The sequence below is a fragment of the Spirillospora sp. CA-294931 genome (genome assembly GCF_050946795.1).
Taxonomy (GTDB): Bacteria; Actinomycetota; Actinomycetes; order Streptosporangiales; family Streptosporangiaceae; genus Spirillospora.
In genome coordinates, this window is sequence record NZ_CP192006.1 from 7,484,922 (window position 1) to 7,508,104 (window position 23,183).

24 protein-coding genes are annotated in these 23,183 nt (G+C 71.9%); 3 read left to right on the forward strand and 21 right to left on the reverse strand.

Features of this window, described 5'->3' with window-relative positions; genetic code table 11:
* Positions 1–28: 28 nt before the first annotated feature.
* From ACQPY4_RS33855 to clpS, 9 genes are all read right to left on the reverse strand, one after another.
* Positions 29–835: a thioesterase family protein gene (locus tag ACQPY4_RS33855; protein ID WP_433327977.1), complete on the reverse strand. Its 807-nt coding sequence runs from the start codon at positions 833–835 to the stop codon at positions 29–31.
* Between the two features lie 89 nt (positions 836–924).
* A complete protein-coding gene (locus ACQPY4_RS33860) occupies positions 925–1,872 on the reverse strand; it encodes a PLP-dependent cysteine synthase family protein (RefSeq protein ID WP_433339128.1) in 948 nt (315 codons plus the stop codon).
* A gap of 18 nt (positions 1,873–1,890) precedes the next feature.
* Entirely contained in the window at positions 1,891–2,163 is a 273-nt protein-coding gene (locus ACQPY4_RS33865) for a MoaD/ThiS family protein (protein ID WP_433327979.1), read from the reverse strand.
* A 217-nt stretch (positions 2,164–2,380) separates the two neighbouring features.
* Positions 2,381–2,806 (reverse strand): Mov34/MPN/PAD-1 family protein, encoded by a 426-nt coding sequence (locus tag ACQPY4_RS33870; RefSeq protein ID WP_433327981.1) that lies wholly within the window; start codon positions 2,804–2,806, stop codon positions 2,381–2,383.
* Between the two features lie 27 nt (positions 2,807–2,833).
* Positions 2,834–3,808, reverse strand: coding sequence for an anti-sigma factor RsbA family regulatory protein (locus tag ACQPY4_RS33875; protein WP_433327983.1), 975 nt, complete (start codon positions 3,806–3,808; stop codon positions 2,834–2,836).
* Entirely contained in the window at positions 3,808–4,551 is a 744-nt protein-coding gene (locus ACQPY4_RS33880; RefSeq protein WP_433327985.1) for an MEDS domain-containing protein, read from the reverse strand. Before ACQPY4_RS33880 ends, ACQPY4_RS33875 begins: the two co-directional genes overlap by 1 nt.
* Positions 4,552–4,718: 167 nt before the next feature.
* A complete protein-coding gene (locus ACQPY4_RS33885) occupies positions 4,719–5,618 on the reverse strand; it encodes an MEDS domain-containing protein (protein ID WP_433327987.1) in 900 nt (299 codons plus the stop codon).
* 155 nt (positions 5,619–5,773) lie between these two features.
* Positions 5,774–6,322, reverse strand: coding sequence for a DUF2017 domain-containing protein (locus ACQPY4_RS33890; protein WP_433327989.1), 549 nt, complete (start codon positions 6,320–6,322; stop codon positions 5,774–5,776).
* Between the two features lie 35 nt (positions 6,323–6,357).
* A complete protein-coding gene (gene clpS / locus ACQPY4_RS33895) occupies positions 6,358–6,654 on the reverse strand; it encodes an ATP-dependent Clp protease adapter ClpS (protein WP_433327991.1) in 297 nt (98 codons plus the stop codon).
* Between the two features lie 168 nt (positions 6,655–6,822).
* Between clpS and ACQPY4_RS33900 the strand changes: the two genes are divergently transcribed.
* Positions 6,823–8,145 carry a nicotinate phosphoribosyltransferase gene (locus ACQPY4_RS33900; RefSeq protein ID WP_433327993.1) on the forward strand — a complete coding sequence of 441 codons (1,323 nt, stop codon included), beginning with the start codon at positions 6,823–6,825 and terminating at the stop codon, positions 8,143–8,145.
* Here ACQPY4_RS33900 and ACQPY4_RS33905 read toward each other — a convergent pair.
* From ACQPY4_RS33905 to ACQPY4_RS33930, 6 genes are read right to left on the reverse strand one after another with little or no spacing between them, the layout of a single operon-like run.
* The gene (locus ACQPY4_RS33905) at positions 8,117–9,586 is read right to left on the reverse strand and encodes an FGGY-family carbohydrate kinase (protein WP_433327995.1); all 1,470 of its coding nucleotides are present in this window, start codon (positions 9,584–9,586) and stop codon (positions 8,117–8,119) included. The two genes, ACQPY4_RS33900 and ACQPY4_RS33905, sit on opposite strands and share 29 nt — an antisense overlap.
* Before the next feature lie 39 nt (positions 9,587–9,625).
* Entirely contained in the window at positions 9,626–10,615 is a 990-nt protein-coding gene (locus tag ACQPY4_RS33910; protein ID WP_433327997.1) for a substrate-binding domain-containing protein, read from the reverse strand.
* The gene (locus tag ACQPY4_RS33915; protein ID WP_433327999.1) at positions 10,612–11,670 is read right to left on the reverse strand and encodes an ABC transporter permease; all 1,059 of its coding nucleotides are present in this window, start codon (positions 11,668–11,670) and stop codon (positions 10,612–10,614) included. Before ACQPY4_RS33915 ends, ACQPY4_RS33910 begins: the two co-directional genes overlap by 4 nt.
* Positions 11,667–13,268: a sugar ABC transporter ATP-binding protein gene (locus tag ACQPY4_RS33920; RefSeq protein WP_433328001.1), complete on the reverse strand. Its 1,602-nt coding sequence runs from the start codon at positions 13,266–13,268 to the stop codon at positions 11,667–11,669. Before ACQPY4_RS33920 ends, ACQPY4_RS33915 begins: the two co-directional genes overlap by 4 nt.
* Positions 13,265–15,718 (reverse strand): glycoside hydrolase family 172 protein, encoded by a 2,454-nt coding sequence (locus ACQPY4_RS33925; RefSeq protein WP_433328003.1) that lies wholly within the window; start codon positions 15,716–15,718, stop codon positions 13,265–13,267. The genes ACQPY4_RS33920 and ACQPY4_RS33925 overlap by 4 nt, the downstream gene beginning before the upstream one ends.
* Positions 15,715–17,139 carry an L-fucose/L-arabinose isomerase family protein gene (locus ACQPY4_RS33930; RefSeq protein WP_433328005.1) on the reverse strand — a complete coding sequence of 475 codons (1,425 nt, stop codon included), beginning with the start codon at positions 17,137–17,139 and terminating at the stop codon, positions 15,715–15,717. Before ACQPY4_RS33930 ends, ACQPY4_RS33925 begins: the two co-directional genes overlap by 4 nt.
* A gap of 142 nt (positions 17,140–17,281) precedes the next feature.
* Here ACQPY4_RS33930 and ACQPY4_RS33935 point away from each other — a divergent pair, with 142 nt between their 5' ends.
* Positions 17,282–18,319, forward strand: a complete 1,038-nt coding sequence (locus ACQPY4_RS33935) for a LacI family DNA-binding transcriptional regulator (protein WP_433328007.1) — start codon at positions 17,282–17,284, stop codon at positions 18,317–18,319.
* A 30-nt stretch (positions 18,320–18,349) separates the two neighbouring features.
* Complete coding sequence (locus ACQPY4_RS33940; protein ID WP_433328009.1) at positions 18,350–18,928, forward strand: isochorismatase family protein; 579 nt, start codon at positions 18,350–18,352, stop codon at positions 18,926–18,928.
* Between the two features lie 16 nt (positions 18,929–18,944).
* Here ACQPY4_RS33940 and ACQPY4_RS33945 read toward each other — a convergent pair whose 3' ends face one another.
* From ACQPY4_RS33945 to ACQPY4_RS33970, 6 genes are all read right to left on the reverse strand, one after another.
* The gene (locus ACQPY4_RS33945) at positions 18,945–19,163 is read right to left on the reverse strand and encodes a hypothetical protein (protein ID WP_433328011.1); all 219 of its coding nucleotides are present in this window, start codon (positions 19,161–19,163) and stop codon (positions 18,945–18,947) included.
* The gene (locus ACQPY4_RS33950) at positions 19,160–19,381 is read right to left on the reverse strand and encodes a hypothetical protein (RefSeq protein ID WP_433328013.1); all 222 of its coding nucleotides are present in this window, start codon (positions 19,379–19,381) and stop codon (positions 19,160–19,162) included. The genes ACQPY4_RS33945 and ACQPY4_RS33950 overlap by 4 nt, the downstream gene beginning before the upstream one ends.
* A 32-nt stretch (positions 19,382–19,413) precedes the next feature.
* Positions 19,414–21,165 carry a DEAD/DEAH box helicase gene (locus ACQPY4_RS33955; protein ID WP_433339130.1) on the reverse strand — a complete coding sequence of 584 codons (1,752 nt, stop codon included), beginning with the start codon at positions 21,163–21,165 and terminating at the stop codon, positions 19,414–19,416.
* 36 nt (positions 21,166–21,201) lie between these two features.
* Positions 21,202–22,140: a zinc metalloprotease gene (locus tag ACQPY4_RS33960; RefSeq protein WP_433328015.1), complete on the reverse strand. Its 939-nt coding sequence runs from the start codon at positions 22,138–22,140 to the stop codon at positions 21,202–21,204.
* 43 nt (positions 22,141–22,183) lie between these two features.
* Positions 22,184–22,435, reverse strand: a complete 252-nt coding sequence (locus ACQPY4_RS33965) for a DUF3039 domain-containing protein (protein WP_433328017.1) — start codon at positions 22,433–22,435, stop codon at positions 22,184–22,186.
* Positions 22,436–22,554: 119 nt separating this feature from the next.
* Positions 22,555–23,130, reverse strand: a complete 576-nt coding sequence (locus ACQPY4_RS33970; protein ID WP_433328019.1) for a YqgE/AlgH family protein — start codon at positions 23,128–23,130, stop codon at positions 22,555–22,557.
* Positions 23,131–23,183: the final 53 nt, after the last annotated feature.

Here is a 23,183-nt window from a genome sequence, read left to right on the forward strand (position 1 = left end):
ACACGCCCCTGAAACGCGGTCGAATCGGTCAGGAGGAGGAGGCGGAGCGGCGGCGCCCGACCCGGGCCAGCTGGCGGCTCTGGGCGACCAGGCGCCCCGCCGAGTCCCAGACCTCGACCTCCTCGTCGAACCAGCCGCCGGTGACCAGGCGTCCGGCGCCGTGGACGGCCAGCCGCCCGGGGGCCGGGACGGCCCGCATGTGCCAGGTGAGCTCGACGGTCGGCGACCAGCCCTTGGCCCCCATGTTCAGGGCCACCGGGGGCAGCGCGTCCACGGCCAGGGCCAGCGCGTAGGCGTCGGGCTCGTGCGGGTCGCGCAGCGCGAACCAGCCGCGCATCTCGGGGGTTCCGGTCGGCTCGCCGTCGAGCCAGCCCATCGTGGCGGGGTCGAAGCGCATGTCGACGTGGTCGGCGAAGCCGCGTTCCTTCTCGCCCGGCTCGACGCCCACGCAGTCGTCGTAGGCGGGGATGGGCGGGGGCGGCTCGCCCGTCCAGTCGGGCGCGGCGGCGGGGTCGAGGGTGCCGGTGGTGATCAGGGCGTCCACGAGCGGGCGGCCGTCCTGGAGGAGGGCGACGGTGGCCGCCGCCACGGTGCGGCCCGACCGGCGGGTGTCGACGATCAGCTCGGCGCGTCCCGGCTGGGCCACGCGCAGGAAGTTCGCGCAGGTCGCGACGGGGTGCTCGTGCGGCGAGGCATCGACGGCGGCCCGCGCCATCACGGCCATCAGATAGCCGCCGTTGATCGCCTCGGCGAACCCGAAGGCGGGATCGAGGTCGATCTCGTAGCGGCCCTCGCCCACCCGCTTGACGGCCGTCGCGTCGTCGAACCTGCTCATCCGCACACTCCCGCGCCCTCTAGAATGCCGTTCCAATGCACCCTAGCCTCCCCGCCGCCCGCGAGGGGAGACGGGGAGGCGGACGAGAATCAGGCCCAGAGCTGGCCTTCGAGGCGTGCCTCGGCCTCTTCGAGGGTGCCGCCGTAGGCCCCGGTCGACAGGTACTTCCAGCCGCCGTCGGCCACGACGAAGGCGATGTCGGCCCGCTCACCGGCCTTGACCGCCTTGTTCGCCATCCCGATCGCGGCGTGCAGGGCACCGCCGGTGGAGATCCCCGCGAAGATCCCCTCCTGCTCCAGCAGCTCGCGGGTGCGGCGCAGCGCGTCGGCCGACCCGACCGAGAACCGGGTCGTCAGCACCGAGTCGTCGTAGAGCTCGGGGATGAAGCCCTCGTCGATGTTGCGCAGCCCGTAGACCAGCTCCCCGTAGCGGGGCTCCGCCGCGACGATCTTGATGCCGGGCACCCGCTCGCGCAGGAACCGTCCGACGCCCATCAGCGTCCCGGTGGTGCCGAGCCCGGCCACGAAGTGCGTGACCGAGGGGAGATCCTCCAGGATCTCGGGCCCGGTCGTCTCGTAGTGGGCCAGCGCGTTGGCCTCGTTGCCGTACTGGTAGAGCATCACCCAGTCGGGGTTCTCCTCGGCCAGCTTCTTGGCGCGCCGGACGGCCTCGTTGGACCCGCCCGCCGCCGGGGACGGGATGATGCGCGCCCCCCACATCTCCAGGAGCTGGCGCCGCTCGGCGGAGGTGTTCTCGGGCATCACGCAGACCATGCGGTAGCCGCGGAGCTTGGCGACCATGGCCAGCGAGATGCCGGTGTTGCCGGAGGTGGGTTCGAGGATCGTGCAGCCCTCGGTGAGAAGGCCGTCCTTCTCCGCTTGGTCGATCATCTTGAAGGCGGGACGGTCCTTCACCGAACCGGTCGGGTTGCGGTCTTCGAGCTTGGCCCACAGCCGCACCTCGGGGCTCGGCGACAGCCGGGGCAGGCCGACCAGAGGGGTGCGGCCTAGGGAGTCGAGCAGCGAGTCGAATCGCATGGGCACGGGATCCGATGCTCAGCCGCCGGCGACGGCGGGCAGCACGGTGACGTTGTCACCGTCGGAGACCTCGGTCTCCAGCCCGCCGAGGAAGCGAACGTCCTCGTCGTTGAGGTAGACGTTGACGAACTTGCGCAGGCCCTTGCCGTCGACCAGCCGGTCGCGCAGACCGGGGTGCCGGACGTCCAGGTCGGTGAACAGTTCGTCGAGCGTGCCGCCCTTGCCCTCGACGGCCTTGGCGCCGTCGGTGAGGTTGCGCAGGATCGTGGGGATCCGGACCTCGATCGCCATCGCGATGATCTCCTAACAGGGGTTCGTTCGGGCGCCGTTCCCCGCATCACAACCGGCGGGGCCACGGCGAAATTCCAGGCGAGACAGCGCCTCACCGACAGTCGTAGACGACCTCGGCGCGCGAATGCCCGAACAGGAAGCTCTGCACGGGAGACAGGGCGATCATCTCCATACCACCAGTTTACCGATCCGTAGCGGAGCCGGGCCCGGCGACCGGTCAGCCGGCCGCCGCGTAGGAGTCGACCACGGCGACCTCCTCCTCGGTGACCACGCCGTCCACGATCCGGTACGAGCGGAACTCGACCTCGTGCTCGTCCCGCGTGGACACCAGCACGTAATGGGCGTTGGGCTCGGCGGCATAGGAGATGTCGGTGCGCGAGGGGTAGGCCTCCGTGGCCGTGTGGCTGTGGTAGATCACCACCGGCTCCTCGTCGCGGTCGTCCATCTCCCGCCAGACCATGAGCTGCTCCAGCGAGTCGAAACGGTAGAACGTCGGGGAACGCTCGGCGTTGGTCATCGCCACGAACCTGGTGGGCCGGTCGGACCCGAGCGCGCCCGCGACCACGCCGCAGGCCTCGTCGGGGTGGTCGGCGCGCGCGTGCGCGACGATCAGGTCAACCAGGGCACGCTCGATCGTCAGCATGAACCCGAAGATACCGCCCGTCCCAGCTCAGGGCAGTGTGACGTGCATCCGGATCAGGGTGCCCTCGGCGCCGGAGCGGATCTCCACGATGTGGCACAGCCGCCGGACGGCCCACATCGCGGCCTCGATCCGCCGGTTGCCGCGCGGCGGCAGGCAGCCGAGGAAGGCGTCCTCCATGCGCAGCCGCGGGTCGTGCAGGTCGCACAGCAGCTCGCCCGGCTCGGCCCACACCCACAGCGAGCCCTTCCCGCCGCCCTCCCTGATGATCGTGGTGGCGACCTCGTTGGCGGCCAGGACGAAGGGCAGCGAGCGGTCGTGCGGCAGCCCGTGGCGGGCGGCCTCGCGGGTCAGGAAGGTTCTGATCATGGGCAGCTCGCCGCTGGCGAAGGCGCGCGCGGCGGCGTCGGCGGGCGCGGCCGGAAGCGGCCCGGCGTTGCACTCGGCGTAGAAGTCGGCCGGGTCGGTGAACTGGCCGCTGGGCCGCGGGCCCCGGTCGTCGACGAGCTCGGGATGGGTGCGCGCCGCGTCGGCCAGGACGTGCGCGGGCAGCGTCGACCGGTCGTAGGCGCAAAGGATCGTGGTCGGCGTCCCGGCGAAGGCGACGTTCAGCAGCGCCTCGTGGCGCTTCCACTCGCAGACCTCCAGCGGGGTGCGCCCGCGCCACTCCGGCTCGGCCAGCAGCCGCAGCCATCCGCGCGGCCACCAGTCGGTCCTGGCGCGGTCGAGATAGCCCGCCAGCGACCGCATCGGCCCCGAGAACCACTCGGACGCGTCGATGAACTCCACCCGCCGGGCGGCCTGCGCGCCGAGCTGGCGCCGCAGCGTCCCGGCCCGCGACTCCGGGACGACCGCGATCGCGGCCTCGTCGTTCAACACGCCCTCGCGCAGGTAGGGCACGGCCACCGCCGCCAGCTCGCGGGACGACCCGTACAGCAGCGCCTGGTGGGCCAGGACGTCGCGGCCGTTCAGGGTCGTCAGGGAAGTCCCGCCGCGGGCGTTCATCAGACCGCCTCCTCCAGGACGACTCCGGGCACCGACTCCCACCCGGCGATGCGCATCATGAGACCGAGATACCCCGGCGCGCCGCGAACGATCACCTGGCGGTCGAGCCCGGAGGGCGCCAGGCCCGCGCCCATGAGCACCCGCAGGCCCTCCATGTCGCAGAACTCCAGCTCGGCGATGTCGAGGCAGAAGTGCGACCGGCCCCCGGGGACGCCGAACAGCGCCTCGCGCAGCCCGGGCAGCGTGGACTCGTCGAGGGCCCCGGCCAGGCGCAGCCCGGGCGGCGCGTGCGTCGGCGTGACGCGCAGCACGCCGTCGTCGTACAGGTCGTCCACCCGGACGCGGCCCTGGTGGGCGTCCTCCAGCAGCAGAAGCCGTCCCTCGTCGAACCAGCGCCGGTCGTACGGGCAGATCATCATCGTGTGCGGCGGGCAGCCGGGGACGCAGCCGCGCAGCGCGAGCGCGGTGTCGCCGATGACGCGCAGCCCGGTGAAGCCCGCGCGGAGGGCGCGGGCGGCCTCGGCGTCGCCGGGCGGGCCGGCCCGCACGACCAAGGAGCCGTCGGCCAGCGCCGCCCGCCGGGCCGCCGCGGCGATCGGGAGCCGGTCGGCCGCGCCGTCGTCCCCGGCCAGCAGCAGGATCCGGTGGCCGAGGTCGAAACCGACGCCGATGTAGGCCCGAAGGACGGCGTCGCGCTCCTCTTCGCCGTCGTAGGGCAGGCAGAGGTGATCGCCGAACGCCATGGCTCCGACAGGCGTCGGGGGTGCCCGGTGGGGTCCGGGCGGAACGCCATGATCGAGGCCCGAGGTCATGGTGAGCCTCCTCCGGGATCTCGCGCGATCCGTGGAACGGGGTGGCCGTGCCTCCGCCGCCAATCTAACCAATCGGCCCGCCGGACGGACGGCCGGTTTCAGCCGGTGTTCTCCTCCAGCGAGACCCCCGGACGGTCGGCCAGGCCGAGGTCGCGGAGCGTCCCCGCGATGGCCGGGGGGACGGCCCGCAGCAGCAGCTGGCGCTGGCGGCCGTCGCTCGTCCGGCCGTCCCTGACCATGATCCGCAGACCCTCCTCGTCGCAGGAGCCGAGGCCCGCCAGGTCGAGGCAGACCAGCCCCACCTCGCCGGGGAGGGAGCCCAGCGCCCGTCCCAGGGCCGCGCGGGTGCCGGCGTCGACCGTCCCGGCCAGCGCGAGGCCCGGCGGGGCGAAGATCGGGGCGACCCGCAGGACGCCGTCGTCGTACAGGTCGTTCGCCCTGACCCGGTCGACGTGGTAGGACTCCAGCCGCTCCAGCCGGGGCCGGTCGAACCAGCGGCGGTCGTACTGGCAGATCGCCATGGCGTTGACCTCCGAGGTGCGGAACACCTCGTCGATCTTGCGCTCGAACTCGGCGAACCGGTCGGTGCCGGGCCAGCCGCGCAGGGAGAAGGTCTCCTCGCCGGTGACGCGGACGCCCTTGTACCCCTGGACCAGGGCCATGTCGATCTCGGTGCCGAACAGCGCGATGATCTCGTCGGGGTCGAACCTGCCGGTGGCCATGTAGGCCTCCTCGGCGGTGCGCACGGCGAACTGGCCGCTGTCCATGGCCCCTTCGAGGTCGAGCCCGGCGGCCTGCGGCGCGGCGCCCAGCCAGCCCAGGACGGCGTCGGGCGGGTCCTCGTCCGAGAGATAGATGATCTTGTGGTCGGCGGCCAGGCCGTCCCGCACGTAGGTGCCGAGGATCGCCTGGCGCTCCTCGGCGTTGTCGTAGGAGAGGCAGAGGTGGTCGCCGAACTGCATCTGGCCGACAGCCTTGCCCACGGACGGAGTCGCCATGCGGGTCTCCCCTCGCGTCTGGGCCCGCTCGCGGCGCGCCCTGAATTGCCCCCGGGACACCGTCGATTATGACCACTGAACGCGACGAGGTCAGGACATTGAGTGATGATCTCGGGCGCTGACCGGTTACGGTCAGCGCCTCGCCGGGAGCGTCGTCACCAGACGGCGCGGACCAGGCTCTCCTGGAGCATCGTCAGCCAGTCGTAGGCCGCGAACATGGCCGTGCGCGGGTCGCGCGGGTCGAGGCCCTCGGCCTCCTCGTACCACTCCTCGGTGATGTCGAGGCGGGTGCCGAGCGCGAGCCGCACGTCGTTGAGCGACTTCAGCCAGGCCTGCGCCTGCCCGGGGTCGAGCACCGCGTTCAGGCCGCCAGAGGTGACGCCGTCGAGCACGCCGAGCACCGTCTCGGCGGCCTCGCGCTTGCCGTCGCGCAGGCCCATCTCGGTGTAGCGGCGGAACTCCCCGGCCGCCTCGCCGTCCTCCCGGTAGGCGTCGGGGAACAGCCGCGCCAGGACCGGGTCGTCGGACTTCTCGGCGTTCTCCGCGATGCCCATCGAGGCCAGCTCGTCCGGCGCGTCGCCGCCGTCCTTCTCCTCGGAGCCGAGCAGTTCGAGCAACTGCTCCATCAGCGCCCGGACGAGCGCCGCCTCCTCGGCCTCCAGCCGGAGCACGACGCCCTTGCGGCTCTTCTTCACCGTGCTCATGCGGCCCCGGTCGTGTTCGCGTTGGTCATCGGGCCTCAGTCGTCTCGTTTGACGGTGGCCCACAGGCCGTAGGAGTGCAGGATCTCGACGTCGCGCTCCATCTCCTCGCGGGTGCCGTTGGCCACCACCGCGCGGCCCTTGTGATGCACGTCGAGCATGAGCTTCTCGGCCTTGGCCTTGGAATAGCCGAACACGGTCTGGAACACGTACGTGACGTAGGACATGAGGTTGATCGGGTCGTTCCAGACCAGTGCGATCCAGGGCCGGTCAGGACTCTGGTCTTCGCCGACGTCGGGCCGATCGAGCTCGACCGGCGCGGGTGCTGTGCCCATCGTCCCCTCCCCCGCTGTCTCGGGTGCGCCCACCAACCCAAATGCTATTCGCCCCAGCCCACCCGTGAGGGATCGGGCGTGCCCGGCACATCCGGGACGAACCTCGCCCGCCCCGGCGCGGCGGGCTGCCCGTCCATGGTGCATGGCCGGGCCGTAGGGTTTCCACTTGTGCACCAAGCTGAGACCACGGCGCTGCTGACCGACCAGTACGAGCTGACCATGCTGAAGGCCGCCCTGCACAGCGGGACGGCCGACCGGCGCGCCGTCTTCGAGGTCTTCGCCCGGCATCTCCCGGCCGGACGGCGGTACGGGGTGGTCGCGGGCACCGGACGGCTGCTGGACGCCATCGAGGCGTTCACCTTCGACGCGGCGACGCTGGAGTTCCTGACCTCGCGCGGGGTCGTGGACGAGCCCGCCGCCGAGTGGCTGGCGAAGTACCGGTTCTCCGGCGACGTCTGGGGCTACGCCGAGGGCGACTGCTACTTCCCCGACTCGCCGATCCTGGTCGTCGAGGGGACGTTCGCCGAGGCCGTGCTGCTGGAGACGCTCGTCCTGTCGATCCTCAACCACGACTGCGCGATCGCCTCGGCCGCGTCGCGGATGGCGCAGGCCGCGCAGGACCGGCCGCTGATCGAGATGGGGTCGCGGCGGACGCACGAGCTGGCGGCCGTCGCCTCGGCGCGGGCCGCCTACGTCGCCGGGTTCACCACCACCTCCAACCTGGAGGCCGGACGCCGCTACGGCGTCCCGACGGCGGGGACGGCCGCGCACGCGTTCACGCTGCTGCACGACAGCGAGCGGCACGCGTTCGAGTCGCAGCTGGCCTCGCTGGGCGAGGGCACCACCCTGCTGGTCGACACCTACGACGTCGAGCGGGCGGTGCGGACGGCCGTGGAGCTGGCGGGCCCGTCGCTGGGCGCGGTCCGCATCGACAGCGGCGACCTCGGCGTGATGGCGCGGCGGGTGCGGGCGCAGCTCGACTCGCTCGGCGCGCACGACACCCGGGTGATGGTGACCGGCGACCTGGACGAGTTCGGCATCGCCGCGCTGGCCGCCGCGCCGGTGGACGGCTACGGCGTGGGGACCTCGCTGGTCACCGGCTCGGGCGCCCCCACGGCCTCGCTGGTCTACAAGCTGGTCGCGCGCGCGGACGGGCCCGAGGAGGACGCGCCGATGCGGCCGGTCGCCAAGCGCTCGGTGGGCAAGCCGAGCCGGGGCGGGCGCAAGTCGGCCGTCCGGCGGGTCGACGCGCACGGCGGCGCCTACGCCGAGCTGGTGACGACCGGGGAGCCCACGCCGGGGCCCCGCGACCGCGTGTTGCAGATCCCGCTGGTCGAGCAGGGTGCCGTGGTCGGCCGTGAGCCGCTGGAGGCGGCCAGGGAACGCCATCGCGCGGCGGTGGCGGAGCTGCCGCCGACCGCGTTGCAGCTCTCGCGCGGTGAGCCCGCGCTGCCCACCGAGTTCATTGACGGCGGGCCAAGGCGTGGCTGATGTCGCGGGTGGCGGGATACAGGTCCCGGTAGAGGCCGTATAGGGCCTGGTACTGCTCGGTGGCGTCCGGGTCGGGCTTGATGACGTCCTGGGGCGGGTTCCACTCCCCTTCCGCGAGGCCGACGGCCCGCGCGGCCAGCAGCGCGTCGCCGTAGCAGGCGCCGACGGTGACGCTGGGCAGCACCTGTTCCAGGCCGGTGACGTCGGAGACGATCCGCGTCCACAGGCCGCCGCTCGTCCCGCCGCCGACGGCCACCAGCCGCCGGGACGCGCCGCTCTCGCCCGCCTCGCGCATGGTCTCCAGGTTGTGGCGCACCCCGTAGGCGGTGGCTTCGAGCGCGGCCCGGTACAGGTGCCCGCGCCCGTGCCGCAGCGTGAGCCCGGCGACCACGCCGCGCGCGTCGGGGTCGAAGATCGGGGTGCGCTCGCCGGCGAAGTAGGGCAGCATCAGCAGGCCCTCGGCGCCTGCTCCGGCGTCCCTGGCCTCCCGGGTGAGCGCGTCGTAGGTCTCGCCGGTCAGGTCGCGCAGCCAGGACGTGATCGCGCCCGAGGTGGCCATCCCGGCCGCCAGGTTGTAGGTGCCGGGCTCGACGCCGACGGTGCCCCAGAGCGTCGGCCAGGTGCGCCGCTCGGCCAGCACCTCCACCAGGAACATGGTGGTGCCGTACATGACCATGACGTCGCCGGGGTCGGTGACGCCGACGCTGGCGGCCTCGGCCCAGGCGTCGACCGTCCCGGCGATCACGGGGACGCCGGGCCGGAGCCCGGTCGGCTCCGCGGCCTCCAGCGTGACGGTCCCGACGACCTCGCCGGGCCAGGCCAGCCTCGGCAGCCGCAACCCGGGGGCGATCTCCCCGGCCCACTCGGTGATCCACGCGTGCTCGCGGCTGTCGTAGAGCGGGGTGGCCTGGCTGGCCGAGTGATGGTCGAGGACGTACTCGCCCGTCAGCTTCTGCACGAGGTAGGAGCTGCACATCAGCAGCCGCCGCGTCATGGCCCAGACCTCGGGCTCGTGGCGCCGCAGCCAGGCCAGCTTGGGCCCGACCGCCTGGGAGCTGAGCGCCGAGCCCGCCCGGTCGAGGATCTCCTCGGCGCCGTAGCGCTCGGTCAGCTCGGCGATCTCGGCGGTGGCCCGGGTGTCGACGCCGTAGAGGATCGCGGGCCGCAGCGGCTTGCCGGACGGGTCGGCGGGCAGGGCGCAGGGCCCGATGCCGCTCACCCCGACCGCCGCGACCCGTCCGTCCGGCCCGCCGGACAGCTCGCGGGCGATCGCGGCGAACTCGCGCCACCACACGTCCTCGGCGTCGTGCTCGGCCCAGCCCTGGCGGGGGCTGGAGACCGCGTGCTCGCGTACCGCCGACCGGACGATCCGCCCGTCCGGCGCGACGAGCACGCCCTTGGAACTCGACGTGCCGATGTCCACACCGAGGAGTAGGTCCACCGCGCTGCCTCCCTGCCTTTGCGCGAGTACGGGTCGTTCTCAGCCGACCTTGCCCGACATGTCGAACTGCTGGTACAACCCTGGCGCGTTCTGCGGGGTGACCTCGGCCGTCGGGAGCACCTGCTTCTTGCTCACCTGCTTGCCGTGGGTGATGGCGTAGGCGGTGTCGGCGGCCTCCTTCGCCCCGGTCGGGTACACGTAGGTGCTGTACAGCTGCCCCTGCTGGACGGCGCGGATGCCGCCGTCGGGGATGGCCAGACCGTCGATGCCGATGAACTTGATCTGCTTGTCGCGTCCCTTGCCCTTGGCCGCGAGGTAGGCGCCCAGCGCCATCGGGTCGTTGTGCGCGTACACCAGGTCGATCTTGGGGTACTTGGTCAGCCACTGCTGCATGACCGGCGTCGCGGCCTCCTTGAGCCACTTGGCCTCGCGGTCCGCGACGATCCTGATCTTGGGGTTGGCCTTGATGGCGTCGCGGAAGCCCTTGTCGCGGTCGATCTGCGGTTGGGTCGACAGCAGCCCGCGCAGCTCGACGACGTCGCCGCCGTTCGGCAGCGCCTTGACGGCCGTCTCCCCCGCCTTCTTGCCGATGTCGTAGTTGTCGCCGCCGATGAAGGAGGTGTAGCAGTCGGTGTTGACCGTCCGGTCCAGCACGATCACCGGAATCTTGGCCTGGCAGGCGCGGGCGACGGCCGCCGTCAGCGGCGCGGGCTCGGTCGGGGAGACGATCAGGACGTCGACCTTCTGGGTCACGAACTGCTGCACCTGGCTGATCTGGGTGGCGTTGGACTGCTTGGCGTCGGCGATCGGCAGCAGCTTCATGTCGGGGTACTTCTTCAGGAAGTGCTTGAGCTGGAGGTTCAGCTGCGCGCGGTAGGGCTCGGCGTTGTTGGACTGCGAGTAGCCCACGGTGAACGAGCTCTTGTCCTTCTTCTCCCCGGCGGGCTCGGTCTTGGAACTGCACCCGGCGGCCAGCGCCGTGGCGAGGAGCGCGGCGGAGACGGCCCCGATCGGACGGACGGCTTTCATGACTGTTCTCCCTTGAGCTTCTTGAAGGGGGTGAGAAGGCCGGAGAAGAATCCGGGCCGCTGGAGCACGACCGCCACCACGACGATCAGGCCCTTGATGACCAGCTGCCAGTTGTCGCTGACCGCGTTGAGGCCGAGCACGTTGTCCAGGAGCGTGAGGATCAGCGCGCCGACCAGCGTGCCGATGATCGTGCCGCGCCCGCCCGCCAGGCTCGCGCCGCCGATGACGGCGGCGGCGATGGCGTCCAGCTCGTAGGACGACCCCGCCTGCGGGTCGGCCGAGGCGCTGTAGGCGGCGTCGATCGGGCCCGCGAAACCGGCCAGCATGCCCGAGAGCGTGAACACCGCGATGGTCACCATCGTCACGTTCACGCCCGACAGCCGGGCCGCGGTCGGGTTGCCGCCGACCGCGTAGACGTGCCGCCCGAACTTGGTGCGCGACAGGATCAGGTGGAAGACGACCGTCGCGACGACCAGGGCCAGCACCGGGTAGTAGATCCCGTCCGGCATGAACGGGAAGCCCTCCAGGACGTTGTTGCCCGGCGTCCCGAAGTTGGCGAACGCCTCGGACTCGGCGGAGGTCTTGCCGTCCGGCCCGATGACCTGGGTGCCGACGCTGACGTTGTCGCTCAGCTGCCGGTCCAGGCCGCGCACGATCGAGAGCATCGCCAGCGTCATCACGAACGACTGGATGCGCAGCCAGGTGGTGCCGACGCCGTTGAGGAACCCGAAGAACGCGCCGACGATCATGCTGAGCGGCAGGATCTCCCACGGCGACATGCCGTGGTCGACCAGCAGCATCGCCGAGGTCATCGAGCAGATCCCCAGCAGCGACCCGACCGACAGGTCGATGCCGCCGGTGATGATGACCAGCGTCACGCCGATCGCCAGGATGCCCCGGGAGGCGAACGCGCCGACCGAGTCGGTCAGGTTGGCCTCGCTGAGGAACACGTCCCCCTTGGTGACGATGCCGAGGAGCAGGACGAGCGCCAGGCCGACATAGCCCTGGAGCGAGCCCAGCGCCGGCAGGCCGCGGGGCATCGAGAGTCGCTTCATGAGGTGGTTCCCTGGAGCTGGGTGACGGTGCGCGGGTCGGTGACGGCCTCCCGGTCCATGGCCGCGGCGAGGATCGCCTCCTGGGTCGCCTCGGGGCCCCGCGCCGGGTCGCGGTGGAACTCGCCGGTGAGCCGCCCCTCGCACAGCACGAGGATCCGGTCGCACATGGCGATCAGCTCGGGCAGCTCGGAGGAGACCGCGAGGATGGCCGTGCCGTCCGCGGCCAGGCGGCTCATCAGCGCGTGGATCTCGGCCTTGGCGCCGACGTCGATCCCCCGGGTGGGCTCGTCCATCAGCAGCACGGTTGGTCGCGTGAGCAGGCACTTGCCCAGCACGACCTTCTGCTGGTTGCCGCCGGACAACGTGCCGACGACCGTGTCCTGGGAGGACGCCTTGACTCTCAGGTCGTCCACGATTCCGGCGACGGCGGCCCGCTCCTTGCGCCGGTTGACCCGGGAGAAGCGGGTGTAGCGGCCCAGGGCGGCGAGGCTGGTGTTGAACGCCACGGTGTTGCCGAGCACGAGGCTCTGCGCCTTGCGGTCCTCGGCGACCAGGGCCAGCCCCCGGCGGATCGCCGCGGCGGGCGTGCGCGGGCGGTACGGCTCGCCGTCCAGCAGGATCCGCCCGCCCACCGCGCCGTGCACGCCGTAGAGGGACTCCAGCACCTCGCTGCGGCCCGCGCCCATCAGCCCGGCCAGCCCGACGATCTCGCCCGCCCGCACCGTGAGGTCGATGCCGTGCAGGGGGCGGCGCAGGTCGTCGGCGCCGGTGGCGGGCGCCAGCGTGAGGCCCTCGACGACGAGGCGCTCGTCCCGGTCGTCGTCGGCCTCCTCCCGGTCCTCCCGGGGGAACAGCTCCCCGAGCGGACGGCCGACCATCATCGAGATCAGCTCGTCCCGGCTGGTTCCGGCCATGTCGCGGCGGCCGATGTAGGCGCCGTCGCGCAGCACGGTCACCGAGTCGGCGATCTCCTCCAGCTCCTCCATCCGGTGCGAGATGTAGATGACGCCGACCCCGCGTCCGGACAGGTCGGCGATCACCTGGAACAACCGCCTGACCTCGGCGTCGGCCAGCGCGGAGGTGGGCTCGTCCATGACCAGGATGCGTACGTCGCCCAGCAGCGCCTTGGCCACCTCGATCAGCTGGCGCTCGGCGATCCGGCAGCGGCGCACCGGCCTGCGCGGCGGCAGGTCCAGGCCCAGGCCCGCCAGCAGCTCGGCGGTGCGCGCCTCCATCGCCCGGCGGTCGAGGGTGCCGCGCCGGGTGCGCGGCTCGCGGCCGAGGAACAGGTTGTCGGCGATGGACAGCTCGGGCACCAGGTTGAGCTCCTGGTGGATCATCGCGATGCCGTGGCGGCGGGCGTCGCGGGGCGAGTGGATGCCGACCCGCTCGCCCGCCACCTCGATCTCGCCCTCGTAGTCGGCGTGCACCCCGGCCAGGACGTTCATCAGCGTGGACTTGCCCGCGCCGTTCTCCCCGAGGAGCGCCGCCACTTCCCCGGCGTGCACGCTCAGATCCACGCCAGACAGCGCGCGCACGCCGGGGAAGCTCTTGGCGATGCCGCGCATCCGCAGCACCGGCTCGGTCGCCTCCGTCATCGCGACCCCTGGGACAGGGCGGAGTAGGACGCCGCCGACCACGCAGGGGAGCCCGTCGCCGGGGTCAGGGTGACGGTGATGGACCGTTTGCCTCGCGTCAGCGCGGCGGGCAGCTGGTAGGAGTCGTCCAGCCAGCGCCGCGTGGCGTTGCCGAGCGGCTGGTACCAGTCGGGCAGACTCCGGCCGTTCACGCTGACGGCGGCGCGCTGGTGGGCGGCGCCCTGGTCGCTGGTGCGGCGGAGGGTCACTCCCCGGTTGGACGGGTCGATCTTCAGGGTGAACGTGACGGGCGTGGCGGTGGCGCGGTGCTTGGCCTCCAGCGCGGTCGGGCCACGGAAGTCGCCCTCGAAGACCGAGCGGAGCAGGACCGGCTCGCCCTCGCCCTTGTAGCCGTGCGCGGCCTCGCTCGCGGCGTCCCCGACGGTGAGGGTGTCGGTGACGCGGCCGCCCGCGCCGTCGAGCCCGTACCAGTAGGCGGTGGAGGAGTAGTCGCCCGGCACGTCGTTGACGAAGCCGTGCTCGATGCCGAAGTCCAGACCGTTGGAGAAGGGGACGGCGTCGGCGAGCATGAGCCGGAAGGCGCCCGTGCAGTCCTTGCCGTCCGCGCACCCGGTGGGCGGCGTCTGGTGGACGGGGTTGCCGTGGAAGGGCGCGTTGAAGGTCTCGCGGTTGAAGTACCAGCCCGCCTGGTAGAAGTCCTCGCTTCCGGTCCCGTGGATCTGCGGGCTGCGCGAGCCGTCCACGTACACGCGCTCGTCGCCCTCCAGCCAGTTGCGGTCGAGCCGTCCGGCCATGGTGTGGGTGACGCCCGCGAACTTGCCGCGCGTCCCGGCGGTGCGCAGGAACGTCCAGTTGCGGTCGGGCGTGGTCGGGCCCGCGTGGCTCTCGGTGCGGAAGTAGGCGGTGTCGCGCGTCCAGGCGCGGCGCGCGGTGGTGACGGCGGCGGTGCCCGCGCCGATCTCGCGGTCGGACCCGTTGTGGAGCTCGACGGTCGCGCGTCCGCGATAGGGCATCGGCCACCACGAGGTGAGCGCGCTCCTGGACGCGTCGATCCCGTACATCAGCGCGTTCACCGGCACCAGGCCGTGCCCCGAGCCGAAGAACTCGCCGACCGGGGAGTCGACCGTGCGGCGGCCGTCGAAGGAGATCCGCAGCCGCAGGCCCTGGAGCAGGCGGCGGGTGGCGTCCAGCGTCTCGCGCTGCCCGGCGGTGAGCGGGAAGGCGTAGGTGCGCGTGCCGCTCCAGGTCTGGCCCTTGATCGCGTAACCGTGGGCGGACTCGGCGGCCGCGTCGCCCACGTCGACGGTGTCGGTGCGCTTGAGCGTCCCGTCCACCCGGCTGTCGGCCCAGTAGGTGAACTCGTTGTAGTCGAAGTCGGACGAGACGAACACGTTCCGGACGGTGATCTTGGACTTGCCCCGGGTGAGGGCCGCCGGGAGGTCGATCGACTGCTCCAGCCAGGTGCCCGCGCCCGGTTTGGGGTTGGGCTGCCAGCGTCCGGCGTCCTGGCCGTCGACCGTGACGGCCGCGACCTGGTTGCCGATGATCGGGTCCAGGCGCCGGGTCAGCCGGACGCCCTCGTTGGCCGGGTCGACGGCCACGGTGAACTCGCTGGACCCGTCGCGGCCGAACGCGCGTCCCTCGTCCTCGGCCAGTTCGGGCTTGACCTGCCTGGCCTCGGGGATCGTGAGGTTCAGCGCCGAGACCAGGCCCGAACCCCGGGCGTCGGCGAGGGTGAGCGTTCCGCCCGGCTTGATCTTCAGGGGGGTTCGTTTGGTGCGGGCGCCGGGGAGGTCCGGCTTGGGGTCCCGGACGCCCGCCGCGCGCAGCCGCTCGATGACGTCCAGGGCCTTCTCGGACGGGTCGAACGTCCTGACGCCCTCGGCGTCGGCGAAGGCGCGGTAGGAGACGTGCTGGAAGAGCGGGTTGTGCTCGGTCGTGACCCGCATCGAGTGGCGGAACGGCATCGGGACCTCGATGTAGACCCCGCCCGACGACTGGTCGGCGTTGCCCACCAGCGGATGGACGAAGGGCGCGCCGCGCTTGCCGTCCACCAACTCCTGGAGCGAGCCGCTGACGACCGTCCGGCCGTCCAGCTCGATGGTGATCTTCCCGGTCCTGGAGACGTCGCCCTCGTCGCGGGTGAACCAGATCGCGCCGATCTCGCCCGCGCCCGAATGCTCGGCGATGACGCAGCCCTGCGGCGAGGTGCGCAGGCAGGCGTGGCGGCCGTCGAAGCCGTCCTCGTTGCCGCCCGCGCGGTCGAAGCTGGAGAACTGCCGGGTGTCCACGCCCCGGCTCAGCTCGGGCAGGCGGTCCAGGCGCCGGTAGGTGTCCCAGCCGACCGGGCCCTTGGCCGACGTGGCGGCGGCCGATGGGGCGGCGGCCGCCGGGGCGGCCGGGAGCAGCGTGGCGCCGAGCGCCAGGAGTGCCAGGGCCGCGCGCTTCACGACCGCTCTCCGCGCAGCTCGTCGCCGAAGCCCTCGAAGTCGACGTCCAGCAGGGTGCACACCGTGCGCAGCTCGTCCACGTGGTCACCGGGGACGGCATGGATGTGGTTCGAGCCGAACCTGGTCAGGAACTCCTCGGGCCCCACCCGCAGCCGGGTGAACGCGTGCGGCCACTCGAAGGTCGACTGGCGCGCCATCGCCTCGTTGGTCGCGGCGTCGTAGGACTCGAAGTCGCCGCGCATCACGTGCATGCGGTACCGGCCGTCCCTGCGGGTCAGCCGCGCGAACGTGGCCTCACCCGGGGCGGCGATGTGGTGGACGGACGCGCCGCCCGCCGGGAAGAAGAACACCTCGGGGTAGAAGTGCGTCCTGGCCAGGTTCTCGGCCGGGTCGTCCGAGCGCGCCGCGTACCAGGTGGCGTGCTGGCCGGAGTTGCACAGGTCCCAGACGTCCTTGCCGGCGTGGTAGTGCCGGACGTCGGCGAACAGGACCGGGTCGCCGGTCAGCAGCTTGAGGATCTGCATCGTCAGCGCGCCGTCCATGTCGGCCTCGGTCGCGGTGACGTGGGTGGCCTTGGGCCCCTCCCAGTCGTAGGGGTCGTTGAGGAACGCCTCGGTGATGTCCATCGTGGCGAAGTGCGTGGTCAGCTCCGGCTGGCCCTTGATCCCGGAGAAGTCCAGGTTCCATTCCTCGATCAGCTCGCGCATGGCGTAGTACGAGGCGATCTGGCGTTCGAGCAGCTCGGGGGTGAGCTGCTTGCCGTCGTAGTGGACGTTGCCGTGCTTCTCCAGCCACTGGCGTCCGGCGGCCACCCGGAGCCGGTCGGGATTCTCCGACCGCCGGACGATCTCCCACTGGTCGATCTCCTCGACGTCGACGCCGAACTGCTTCATCCACTGGTCGGTGTTGGCGACGGCGGTGTACATGCCCATCGGGCGCCCGCCGATCCGGCCGAAGGTCGAGCCGCGCAGGCCGCTGACCGCGCCCGCGGCCCTGACCTGGGCGAGGATCTGGTCCTTGATGTCGGCGGGGTCGCCCCAGACCCGGGCGTGGACGCGTCCGATCTGGTCGAGGCCCCCGCCCCCCGCCAGCATCCCGACCATCCCGGGCTGCTGCGGATCGATGTTGCCCGCCAGCAGCAGCGGCCCCGGCGTCGACTCGGCGGCCAGCATCGTGAAGTGCGGGAACGCCCAGACCGGATAGTGGAAGATCGTCAGGTCGGGCCGGACCGCGGCCACCCGCCTGGCCTCGGTGGTGGCCAGCTCGTTCGTCCAGATCATCTCGCGGGCCCTGACGACCTCGTGACCGGCGTCCTCAAGGACGGCCGCGAGCGCGTCCTCGGCCCGTCCGGCGAATTCGGCGATGTCACCGGCCACGAAGTCCCGGCCGTCCGACATGGTGAGAAGCCCGATGCGCGCCACGCTGAACCTCCGTGTAGGGTTCCCCTGAAATCGTTTTCAGAGCAGATCGGCCAGCGCCGAAAACGTTTTCGGAATCGATTTCAGACGCGAACCTAGATACGCTCCCGAACGGTGTCAAGACCCAGAGGACCTGACTGAGAACATGACGACCGTGACGATCCGCGACGTGGCCAGGCTGGCCGGGGTCTCCCCCGCCACGGTCTCCCGAGTCCTCAACACCTCCGAGAGCGTCTCGACCGAGCTCAAGGAACGGGTGCTGAGCGCCGTCGCCGCGACCGGCTACCGGCCCAACAGCCAGGCCCGCGGCCTGCGCACCCGCGCCACCACCGTGCTCGGCGTGATCATCTCCGACATCACGAACCCGTTCTTCACCTCGATGGTCCGCGGCGCCGAGGACGCGGCCAGCCAGATGGGGTACTCGGTCGTCCTGGCCAACGCCGACGAGGACCTCGACAAGGAGCGCCGCTACCTCGAGGTGGCCGCCGCCGAGCAGATGGCCGGCGTCCTGCTCTCACCCGCCTCGGCCACCAAGACGCGCATCGACCTGCTCACCACCCGGGGCATCCCCGTCGTCACCATCGACCGCCAGCTCAAGGGCGCCCAGGTCGACCGCGTGGTGGTCAACAACCACCGGGCGGCCAAGGAGGCCACGCTCCACCTGGTCGAGCAGGGCTGCCGCCGCATCGGCTTCGTCGCCGGACGCTCCGACACCACCACCGGCGCCCGCCGCCTCGCGGGCTACAGGGCGGGCCTGCGCGAGGCCGGCCTGCCCTTCGACCCCGACCTGGTCGCCGACGGCGGCTTCCGCATCGACGGCGGCCGGGCCGCCACCGAACGCCTCCTGGCCCGCGCCCCCGACGCCCTCTTCGTCGCCAACAACCTCATGACCATCGGCGCCGTCTCCGCCCTGGACGCCAAGGGCATCGCGTTCCCCGGCGACCTCGCGCTGGTGGGCTTCGACGACGTCATGCCCGCCCTCGGCCTGCGCTCGGAGATCACCGCGGTCAGCCAGCCCACCTACGAGATCGGCCGCGGCGCCGCCGACCTCCTGCTCCGCCGCGTCCGCGGCGAGGACTTCCCGCCCCGCGACCTGACCCTGGAGGCCACCCTCCACATCCGCGCCAGCTCCCTGCGCGTCCAGCCGGGCCCGATGTCGGCCGCCCCGCCCCCGACGGGGTAATTTCTTTCTGGGACGGAACGAGGAGCGGTCATGGGCAGAGCTCTGATCATCGTTGATGTGCAGAATGACTTCTGCGAAGGCGGGTCGCTGGCCGTCGGCGGCGGCGCGGACGTGGCCACGGCCATCTCCGGTCACGTGGCCGGGCACCGCGCCGACTACGCGCACATCGTCGCGACGCGCGACTTCCACCTCGATCCCGGCGGCCACTTCTCCGACGAGCCCGACTACACCGACACCTGGCCGCCGCACTGCGTGATCGGCACCCCGGGCGCCGACTTCCACCCCAACCTCGCGCTGGCGCCCATCGAGGTCGTCTTCAGCAAGGGCCGCACCACCGCCGCCTACAGCGGCTTCGAGGGCGCCACCGACGACGACGTCGCGCTGGCCGACTGGCTGAAGGCCCGCGACGTCGACGCCGTCGACATCGTCGGCATCGCCACCGACCACTGCGTCCGCGCCACCGCCCTCGACGCCGCCCGCGAGGGCCTGCGCACCCGCGTCCTGCTCAACCTCACCGCGGCCGTCGCCGGCCACACCACCGACAAGGCCCTGTCCGACTTCGCCACCGCGGGCGTCGAAACCCAGGGTCTCCCCGTAGTCCAGTCCTGAGGAGCGTTCGGGGTTGTCAGGGCGTTGCCGTTGGCGTTGGTGAGGTGCGGGACGGCGGGTATTCGCAGGAGATGTTGCCCACGTCCTTGCCGCCGCCCTGCTCTTCGACCATGACGTAGGCGCAGACGCGGCCGTGCTGGTCGACGAAGGACCTCTCGACGACCTTCTCGCCGCAGGCGGTCAGCGTGAGCGCCGCGAGGGCGAGGGCCGACGCCGTCGCGAACGTGCGCCTCATGGGTTTCCCGCTCCGGAGGGTGGGGGGTCGCAGTCGATGTTGGCGGCGTCCAGATCGACGCCCTCGTTGTCGTCGCCGGGCTCCTCGACGATCACGTAGGTGCACGCGCGGCCGTGCCGGTCGGTGAACGAGCGCTCGACGACCACGCCGCCGGAGCCGCAGGCGCTCAGCGTCATGGCGGCGGCCATGGCGGCGACGGTGAACCGCCGGGTCCGCACGATTCCGATCATCGGTGGCGGCGGGCGGAGCGTCAAGAGCGGCGCTTGGCCGCCCATTCGCGGATCTTGGCGATGCGCTTGCGGATGTCGTCGGCGGACGCCTGGGCGGCGGGCGGGCCGCCGCACGAGCGGCGCAGGTCGTTGTGGATGACGCCGTGCGGCTGGCCGGTGCGGTGGTTCCACGCGCCGACCAGGCCGTTGAGCTCCTTGCGGAGGGCGTGCAGGTCTTCGGCGGCGGTGCGGTCGTCGCGGTCGGCCCGGGGGTCGCCGGTCTTCTTCGCGCGGTCGTTGCGGATCTGGTCGGCCTGGCGCTTGCGCAGCAGCGCCGTCACCTGCTCGGGCTCCAGCAGGCCCGGGATGCCGAGGAACTCCTCCTCTTCGGCCGAGCCCGGCTGGGCCTGCATGCCGAACTCACCGCCGTCGTACAGGACGCGGTCGAACGTCGCGGACGCCTCGACGGTCTCGAACGGCAGCTCCTCGCCGACGTCGGGGTTGTCCTGCTTGCGGTTGGCCTGTTCGAGCAGGTCGTCGTCGAGGCCGTCCTCCCGGACGGGACGGTCGAGCACATGGTCGCGCTCGGTCTCCATCTCGGCGGCGTGGCCCATCAGCGTCGGCACCGACGGCAGGAACACCGAGGCGGTCTCGCCGCGCTTGCGGGCACGGACGAAGCGCCCGATCGCCTGGGCGAAGAACAGCGGGGTGCTGGTCGAGGTGGCGTACACGCCGACCGCCAGCCGGGGAAGGTCGACGCCCTCGGAGACCATGCGGACCGCGACCATCCAGCGGTCTTCGGTCTCGCCGAACGCCTTGATCTTCTTGGACGCGGACGGGTCGTCCGACAGGACGACCGTCGCGCTCTGGCCGGTGACCGCCTTGAGCATTCCGGCGTAGGCGCGGGCCGCCTCGTGGTCGGTGGCGATGACCAGCCCGCCCGCGTCGGGGATGGCGCGGCGCAGCTCGGTCAGCCGCCGGTCGGCGGCCGCGAGCACCTGCCTCATCCAGTCGCCCTTGGGGTCGAGCGCGGCGCGCCATGCCTGGGCCATCTGGTCCTGCGTGAGCGGCTCGCCGAGGTTGGCGGCGAGCTCGTCGCCCGCCCGGGTGCGCCAGCGCATCTCGCCCGAGTACGCCAGGAAGATGACCGGCCGGACGACGCCGTCGGCCAGCGCCGGGCCGTAGCCGTATGTGTAGTCGGCGCGGCTGCGGCGGACGCCGTCGGGCCCCTCCTCGTACTCGACGAAGGGGATCGGGTTGATGTCGGTGCGGAACGGCGTGCCGGACAGGCCCAGGCGCCGGGTGGCGGGCTCGAACGACTCGCGGACGGCGTCGCCCCACGAGAGCCCGTCGCCCGCGTGGTGGACCTCGTCGAAGATGACCAGCGTCTTGCGCGCCTCGGTGCGGTTGCGGTGCAGCGCGGGCCGGGCGGCGACCGTGGCGTAGGTCACGGCGATGCCGTGGAAGTCTTTGCCGACGCGTCCCTGGGCGTTCTGGAACTCGGGGTCGATCTTGATGCCGACGCGGGACGCCGACTCGGCCCACTGCCGCTTGAGATGCTCGGTCGGGCACACGATCGTGATCGCGGCGACGATGCGGCGTTCGAGCAGCTCCCTGGCCAGGCGGAGCGCGAACGTCGTCTTACCGGCGCCGGGCGTCGCGACGGTGAGGAAGTCGCGCGGCCCCGGTGCCGTGCCGTCGGTGCCGAAGTAGGCCTCGAGAGCCTGCTGCTGCCAGGCGCGGAGGGACGACGCGGTGCCCCAGGCGGCCCTCTCGGGGAAGGCGGGGGGCATGCTCGATGCGGCGAAGGTGCTCACGGTCATCGAAGGCTACCGAGCCCCTGCGACAGAACGAACACCGGAGGGACGGCGATAGGCCGCCCATGCCGCCCGGATGCGGCGTCCCTGCCCGGGTGTGAACTCGCGCATGCAGTCGTCCCAGCCGTAGTTCATGAAGTTGTGGACGGGGTCGAGCCCCCGTTGCGCGCAGCTGTCCCTGATCCACGGACAGCCCTCGGCGGGGCCCGCCTCATACGGGGTGTCGGCGACGCCGTCGCCGGGCTCCAGACAGCCGTTCTCGAACGTGTGGAACAGACCGAGCCAGTGGCCGACCTCGTGGACGGTCGTCATGCCCTTGTCGTAGTGCCGGTAGGAGCCGCCGGGGAGCGTGCGGTAGTCGACGACGACGCCGTCGAGCCCCGGGTTCTCGCGGTACCAGTGCGGGAACGTGGAGAAGCCGAGGACGTCCGCGCCGACCGCGGCCGTGAAAAGGTTCAGCGTGCCGGGCCCGCCCCGGCGCAGCGCCTTCTTGAGCGGGCGCTCGTGGCGCTCGGGCTGCCGGAACCAGGCGCGGTTGTTCGTCGCCTTGGTGGACACGAGCCTGAACCTGACGCCGGTGTTCGCGCCGCCTCTGCGTCCCCCGTATGCGGAGTTGAGGGCGGCGATCTGGCGCCGGACGCTCGTGGACGACAGGCGTCCCGCCCGGCCGTCGGTGATCACATGGAACCGCACCGGCACGACCAGCCGGGCCCGGCGGCGGCCGGTGTCGAACTCGCGCTCGTCGACTCCGTAGCGGTCGAGGAGGGTGGTGCGCAGATCGTCCAGCATGGCCACCACCTGGGCGCGGCCGAGATCGGACCGGTCCCCGGGCTGCGACGGGCCTCCTCGCCGCTCGCACCCGGCGGCCCGGGGCTCGTCACCGAACGAGGCCGGAGCCGTGCAGAAAGTGACCGACAGTGCGCACAGCGACATGGCAAGGCCACGCCTCATGAAATCCCCCGAAATCAGAACGTGCGGAAGGCGGGCGTGGACGTCACTCCTTGTTGTCGTCGCCGCCGGGCTTCATGCCCTCATAGATTTCCTTGCACTCCGGGCATACGGGGTACTTCTTGGGGTCCCGGTTGGGGACCCAGACCTTGCCGCAGAGCGCGATCACCGGCGTGCCGGTGACGGCACTCTCGGTGATCTTGGCCTTCTTCACGTAGTGGGCGAACCGCTCGTGGTCGCCGTCACCATGAGAGAGATCCGGGCGGGTATCGCTCTCGGGAAGGATTTTCGTGCTCACCAGTCCTCCTTGCCTAGCGGCGCGAAGCCGCTGCGAACAACCTTAGACCACGTTCAGCGCGGCCCCCACGGCGTCGATCCGGAGGCTGAAAGCGCTGGTCAGGCCGCATGAGTGCCGTCTCAGTTCAGCGTCGGGTCTTCGGGGAAGGTCGAGACGAACGCCAGGTCGCCGCCCTGCCGCCGCAGGACGTCCGGCCAGAGACGGTCGGGGTCGGCGGCGAAGACGTCCCCGGCCTCGGCGGGGACCAGATACCAGGCGCCCTCGTCGATCTCCGAGTGCAGTTGCCCCGACGACCAGCCCGCATATCCGGCGAACACCCGGAACTGGAGCAACTCCGAGGCCAGCAGGCCGGGCGGGGCGTCGAGGTCGACCAGCCCGACGCGGGACACCTCCGAGCCGCCGTCCAGCGCCCGCCACCCGAGCGGCTCGTCCTCCCCGGGGAGGCGGGCCAGGGCCAGCGCACTGTCGAGCGCCACCGGCCCGCCCTGGAAGACGACCGAGGGCCCGGTCACGAGCTCGGCCCACGGGGGCAGGATCCGGTCGACCGGAACCTCGGTCGGCCGGTTGAGGACAACGCCGAGCGTCCCGCCCTCCTCGTCGTGCTCGACGACCAGGACAACGCTGCGCTTGAAGTTGGGATCGTCGAGCTGCGGGGTCGCCACCAGCAGAAGGCCGACCCTGATGCCGTCTTCCATGCGAACCATGATGCCGGTAGCGGTGAGTGCTCGAATCCCCCGCCGCCGCGTCC

Coding starts and splice junctions, on each gene's coding strand:
- ACQPY4_RS33970 (WP_433328019.1), bottom strand. CDS start 23,130: ATGGAAGACGGCATCAGGGTCGGCCTTCTGCTGGTGGCGACCCCGCAG.
- ACQPY4_RS33910 (WP_433327997.1), bottom strand. CDS start 10,615: ATGAAAGCCGTCCGTCCGATCGGGGCCGTCTCCGCCGCGCTCCTCGCC.
- ACQPY4_RS33915 (WP_433327999.1), bottom strand. CDS start 11,670: ATGAAGCGACTCTCGATGCCCCGCGGCCTGCCGGCGCTGGGCTCGCTC.
- ACQPY4_RS33890 (WP_433327989.1), bottom strand. CDS start 6,322: ATGAGCACGGTGAAGAAGAGCCGCAAGGGCGTCGTGCTCCGGCTGGAG.
- ACQPY4_RS33945 (WP_433328011.1), bottom strand. CDS start 19,163: ATGAGGCGCACGTTCGCGACGGCGTCGGCCCTCGCCCTCGCGGCGCTC.
- ACQPY4_RS33855 (WP_433327977.1), bottom strand. CDS start 835: ATGAGCAGGTTCGACGACGCGACGGCCGTCAAGCGGGTGGGCGAGGGC.
- ACQPY4_RS33880 (WP_433327985.1), bottom strand. CDS start 4,551: ATGGCGTTCGGCGATCACCTCTGCCTGCCCTACGACGGCGAAGAGGAG.
- ACQPY4_RS33920 (WP_433328001.1), bottom strand. CDS start 13,268: ATGACGGAGGCGACCGAGCCGGTGCTGCGGATGCGCGGCATCGCCAAG.
- ACQPY4_RS33935 (WP_433328007.1), top strand. CDS start 17,282: ATGACGACCGTGACGATCCGCGACGTGGCCAGGCTGGCCGGGGTCTCC.
- clpS (WP_433327991.1), bottom strand. CDS start 6,654: ATGGGCACAGCACCCGCGCCGGTCGAGCTCGATCGGCCCGACGTCGGC.
- ACQPY4_RS33940 (WP_433328009.1), top strand. CDS start 18,350: ATGGGCAGAGCTCTGATCATCGTTGATGTGCAGAATGACTTCTGCGAA.
- ACQPY4_RS33955 (WP_433339130.1), bottom strand. CDS start 21,165: ATGCCCCCCGCCTTCCCCGAGAGGGCCGCCTGGGGCACCGCGTCGTCC.
- ACQPY4_RS33860 (WP_433339128.1), bottom strand. CDS start 1,872: ATGCGATTCGACTCGCTGCTCGACTCCCTAGGCCGCACCCCTCTGGTC.
- ACQPY4_RS33960 (WP_433328015.1), bottom strand. CDS start 22,140: ATGAGGCGTGGCCTTGCCATGTCGCTGTGCGCACTGTCGGTCACTTTC.
- ACQPY4_RS33875 (WP_433327983.1), bottom strand. CDS start 3,808: ATGAACGCCCGCGGCGGGACTTCCCTGACGACCCTGAACGGCCGCGAC.
- ACQPY4_RS33885 (WP_433327987.1), bottom strand. CDS start 5,618: ATGGCGACTCCGTCCGTGGGCAAGGCTGTCGGCCAGATGCAGTTCGGC.
- ACQPY4_RS33865 (WP_433327979.1), bottom strand. CDS start 2,163: ATGGCGATCGAGGTCCGGATCCCCACGATCCTGCGCAACCTCACCGAC.
- ACQPY4_RS33870 (WP_433327981.1), bottom strand. CDS start 2,806: ATGCTGACGATCGAGCGTGCCCTGGTTGACCTGATCGTCGCGCACGCG.